This window comes from Candidatus Bathyarchaeota archaeon (genome assembly GCA_029882535.1).
GTDB lineage: Archaea > Thermoproteota > Bathyarchaeia > Bathyarchaeales > SOJC01 > JAOUKM01.
Map to the genome: position 1 here is coordinate 1 of JAOUKM010000059.1, position 4,722 is coordinate 4,722.

The 4,722-nt window shown below is 40.4% G+C and carries 6 protein-coding genes; 4 read left to right on the top strand and 2 right to left on the bottom strand.

The window, feature by feature from the left end:
* Positions 1-290 (top strand): GNAT family N-acetyltransferase (locus OEX01_09320; GenBank protein ID MDH5449181.1); only part of this gene is annotated, 290 nt, incomplete at its 5' end.
* Positions 291-542: 252 nt separating this feature from the next.
* On the opposite strand, the gene OEX01_09325 is transcribed toward OEX01_09320, so the two are convergent.
* Positions 543-1,133 (bottom strand): hypothetical protein, encoded by a 591-nt coding sequence (locus OEX01_09325; GenBank protein ID MDH5449182.1) that lies wholly within the window; start codon positions 1,131-1,133, stop codon positions 543-545.
* 223 nt (positions 1,134-1,356) lie between these two features.
* On the opposite strand from OEX01_09325, the gene OEX01_09330 reads away from it, so the two are divergent.
* Together OEX01_09330 and OEX01_09335 are read left to right on the top strand one after the other, a co-directional pair.
* Positions 1,357-1,560, top strand: coding sequence for a hypothetical protein (locus tag OEX01_09330; GenBank protein MDH5449183.1), 204 nt, complete (start codon positions 1,357-1,359; stop codon positions 1,558-1,560).
* Between the two features lie 208 nt (positions 1,561-1,768).
* On the top strand, positions 1,769-2,617 hold the full coding sequence (locus OEX01_09335) for a M55 family metallopeptidase (GenBank protein MDH5449184.1): 849 nt from the start codon (positions 1,769-1,771) through the stop codon (positions 2,615-2,617).
* 181 nt (positions 2,618-2,798) lie between these two features.
* Here the strand turns inward: OEX01_09335 and OEX01_09340 are convergent, their stop codons facing one another.
* Positions 2,799-3,917: a DegT/DnrJ/EryC1/StrS family aminotransferase gene (locus tag OEX01_09340; GenBank protein MDH5449185.1), complete on the bottom strand. Its 1,119-nt coding sequence runs from the start codon at positions 3,915-3,917 to the stop codon at positions 2,799-2,801.
* Between the two features lie 153 nt (positions 3,918-4,070).
* Here OEX01_09340 and OEX01_09345 point away from each other — a divergent pair.
* A partial coding sequence (locus OEX01_09345) for an FAD-dependent oxidoreductase (GenBank protein ID MDH5449186.1) occupies positions 4,071-4,722 on the top strand: 652 nt, incomplete at its 3' end.

Below are 4,722 nucleotides of genomic sequence, written 5' to 3' on the forward strand. Positions count from 1 at the left end.
CTGTAAAACATGGACTAACTGAAATTATAGATCTTTGGGTCAGGGTTGAGGAAAGAAGGAAAGGGATTGGGGGAAAACTCATTGATCATGCCATTATCCAGATGGAACAGTATTACAAAAGTCACGGGGTCATCTTAAGCAAAGTGATGTTGTTCACAGGAGCTTCTGATAGGTTTCTTGCTGCTAGAAACTTGTATGAAAAGAAGAGATTCCGAGTTGTAGCAACCATTCCCAAAAATGCATTAGATAATCCCTATGGTGATGATTTACTTTACGTCTTGCAGATATAAGGTCTAGTAGCTAGAATACATCCACTCTACGGACAATCTCTTAAGATTCTTATGACTTGTGGAAGAAACTTATAGAAACAAGAAGTGAGTTATCTTATCATCTTTTTCATTGATAAAGTCTATTCAATATCTCTTCTATGCAAATATAAGCCTTACATAAAAGCAAAAGGATAATGAATTTTGGCTACTTGTAAGTATTGAGAGTTTTCAGAGACTTACTTCGATGAAAACGTATTCATGCTAGAAAAAGGCTTATAGAAAAACAAACCATGTTAGAACAAACAAGATGATAAACCATATTATTCCAAACATAAGCAAGCCAACCGCCATGTCTTCATCTCTATCCTTCGTTCCAACATAAGCCACTAACCCCCCTATTATTAAAAAGAAGAAGGGAACGAGATACCATAAACCACTTGGCTTTTCAACGAAAACTGTTTCATCATTATCATGGTTTTGTGAGTCAATCTGTGAAATTTCTGGGCTGTGTTTCAGTTTAGTGAGTTTCTCTATTTCTCTCTCAAGTTTAGAAACAGAAGTAAGATACGAATGCTCATTAATTTTGCCTTCCGCAAAGAATACGGACACTCTTTCAATAGCTTTCTTACGCTTTGCAATTTCCTTTCCGATGTTTTTTCTATATCTCGGAAATCCTTCAGTTTTATCAAGATAATTGCAACTAATTTCGCATGATTCTTGATGTTTACAAAGATAACAACACGTATTCTTTAATTGATTTCTACAAGATTTTTCTCTGACTGCTTTTCCATCTTCATTCTCAAATATTGCTTTGCATGTTTGATTGACTAGAAAATATTCACATTCGACATCTCCCCTCTTCAAACACGACACCAACTAATCAATCCTTTTGCTTCTGCTATAACTTTTCCCCTTTTCTCATCATTCTTTAATTATGTAGTTATGTATCTAAAGTTTAAACAAACATAGACTTGAATAAAAAATCTATTTCCTTCCAGAGCTTTGAGATGTCTTTACTACCTAACACTTATAAAGGATAGAGTGCTATATCTTTACTACCTAACACATAAAGAGAAGTAAGGAAGATATGACTAAAGTACTATGCCCTAAGTGTAGCCAAAAAGGATGGCTAACAACAAAGAACATCAAAGGACATGACTACTGGTATGTATGTCATTACATAGATTACAAAGCTAAGAAACAGAAGTGGTGCTACATAGGAAAAAATCTTCCTTCTAATTTAAAGGTGTTAGAAAATGAAAAGAAGAAAGAAACAAAAAGAAAAACCTAAGAAGAAACTAAAGTCTGCCACAATTCCAAAGAGTCTGGGACGGCATCATCATCCCCCACTGAAAATACACCATCCCCTACTAAATGTATTGTGGTATCTAAAGAAAGAGCACTCCTTGTTGGGCCACCTCCTTTTGATCTCTTAGTTCTCTTCGAGTGCACAGAAATCCTTTAATTTGTCTTTCAAAGACCAATAGTAGGTGAAGTCTATGAAGGCTTTGATTTCAGTTGATTTGGAAGGAATGCCTTATGTAGTCATCCCAGGTCATTTCAATCTTAAAGGTTCATTGTATAGCGAGGCAAGGAAGATCGCTACAAAAGTCTCACTTACTGTAGCTGAAGAGCTTAACAAAAACGGCTTCAACGAGATCATTATCGCTGACAGCCACGGACCTATGGTTAACCTTCTGATTGATGACTTGCCTGAATATGTGGAGATTATAAGGGGTTTTCCTAGACCAATATGCATGCTTTCTGGCGCAGAAGAATGTGATGTTGCTTGTTTTCTTGGGTACCATGCAAAATCTGGGACTACAAAATCCACATGGGACCACACCTACAGCGGCGGGACCATCCACAGGGTTCAAGTAAATGGGATTGAGGTAAGTGAATTCCTTTTAAATGCATACGCGGCAGGAGACTTGAATGTCCCTGTCATACTGGTTGCTGGTGAAGCCCAACTGCTAGATGATGACGTTAAGCAATACACACCATGGGTTGAAACTGTAGCCTTAAAGCACTCTTTGAGCAGGGTCGCGGCAAGAAGTTCCAGCATTATAAAAATCGAGAAAGAGTTAAGAGAAGCTGTTAAGCGAGCTGTAGCCAACTTTAAGCAAAACAGAGCAGCTCCATTAATAGCGAAAAAGCCAGTGAAAATTGGAATAGCTTTCAAGGCCAGCCACCATGCAGATATAGCAGAATTGCTGCCAATAGTCAATAGAATAGATGGATTCAACGTGGAATATTCTGCTGAGAATGTGCTTGAAGCATATAAGATATTCGAACTGTTAGTGCTTGCGGCTGTTGGAACGTCATCCATTCTCAAGAATCTCGCATAACGCGTGAGACCATAAGATTAGCCTTTCTTCTGTCGCTCTGCTGAAGTAACCACTGAAATAGCTATTAAGCAATCATTATTCGAGCTACTATACTGCTGTCTAGGTGAGTTTCATCTGCCAAGTGTAAGGGAACTTCTAAAATTTCTAATTTCTAAATTCTGAGCAGGCGCGCGCAAAAAAATTATACATGGTTGCGGAGAACTTTGCTTAGCGAAGTCGCTATGTAGTCTATTTCTTCAATAGTCACAGCAGGGTGGACAGGTAATGAAAAGACTTGTTCTGCTGCTTTTTCCGTGTTTGGAAGACGGTGATTGCTGAACTTGCGATAGAATGGCATTAAGTGTATAGGCACACGGTAATAGACCATGGCTCCAACGTTTAACTTTCTTAGCTTACCCACAATTTTATTTCGTTTCTCTTTATCCGCATTTTTCAACCTAACTGTGAAAAGATACCAACTGTGTTTGTAACCTTTTGGCACGATTGGCAACTGCAACTCTTCAACATTCCGAAGCTTTGACTCAAGTCTTTCAGCATTTCTCTGTCTTAGTTTCAGAAAATTTGGCAACTTTTTGAGCTGTGTGTAGCCAATAGCTGCTTCCATCTCAGGCATTCGAAAGTTACCTCCAATCATGCTTGAGACATATTCGTTCTTCTCACCATGTGTTCGCATGTAAGGTAACTTATCCGCGTATTCGTCGCTACTTGTTGTTATCATGCCGCCCTCACCAGTAGTCATGTTCTTGCTAGCATAGAAGCTCCAACATGCTAAGTCAGCGAAGCTTCCAGCATGTTTTCTCGCGTACCGTGCACCGTGAGCTTGAGCAGCGTCTTCAATGATCACTAAGTCGTGTTCTTCCGCTATTTCCCTTATGGGTTTCATGTCGGCAGGCAAACCGAAAAGATCAACGGGTATAATTGCCCTAGTCTTCTTTGTTATGGCTTTTCCGATTTTCTCCGCATCAATATTGTAAGTGTCAGGGTTTACGTCGACAAAAACGGGCTTTGCACCCACCAGCACCACTGTTTCAGCGGTTGACACAAACGTGAAGCTGGGCACAATTACTTCACTTCCATGCCCCACTTTTGAGGCTAAAAGAGACAAATGAAGAGCAGCTGTCCCACTGTTAACAGAAACAGCATGCTTAGCTTTCACAAACCTTGCAAAAGCGTCTTCAAACCGTCCAACCATTGAGCCGCCTTCGGTGCGGCTTGTTAAAAGCCCACTTCTCAAAACTTTGGCAACCGCCTTGACTTCTTCCTCGCCCAGTAGAGGTTTGTTGATGGGAATCATTTTCATAGTCTTGCCTTCGAATGTAAGTTCTGAGATGCATAGTGTTAAAAGAAGCATGCTAATTAAATTTTCACCGAGAGAAACAGCAAAAACGTAGGCTGCTTGTTCAAAGCGTCTTATATTAGTAATAGATAAAAGGTTCTACAGCGTTCCTAAATTATTCTAGCCACCAAAAAAGGCGGTCAAGTCTTGGTTCAGATAGGGGTGTATGTCTGCCATTGCGGACTGAACATAGCTGGAGTAATAGATGTTAAAAGCGTTGCAGAGTACGCCGCAAAGCTTCCAAATGTAAAAGTTGTAAGAGACAGCACATACCTCTGCTCAGACACCGGACAGAAAATGATCAAAGAAGACATTGAAAAACACAAGTTAGACAGAGTTGTTATTGCCTCTTGTTCCCCTAGAATGCACGAAGAAACCTTTCGCAAAGCAATAAGCGAGGCTGGGTTAAACCCGTATTTGCTAGAGATGATAAACATTCGCGAACAAGATTCGTGGTGCCACAGCGAAGAACCCGAAAAAGCCACCGAAAAAGCTGAGGCACTCATCGAAATGGCTGTTGCTCGAGCGTCTCGTTTGGAACCGCTTGAAATAGACAAAATCAAAGCCGAGAATAGTGTTCTCGTGGTAGGTGGTGGAATCGCTGGAATTCAAGCTTCACTGGACCTGGCTGACGCAGGGTTTAAAGTGTATCTTGTAGAGAAAGCGTCAAGCATCGGCGGACGCATGGCACAGCTAGACAAAACCTTTCCAACTCTCGATTGCAGCGCATGCATTTTAACGCCCAAGATGGTTGACGTGGCTAAACATC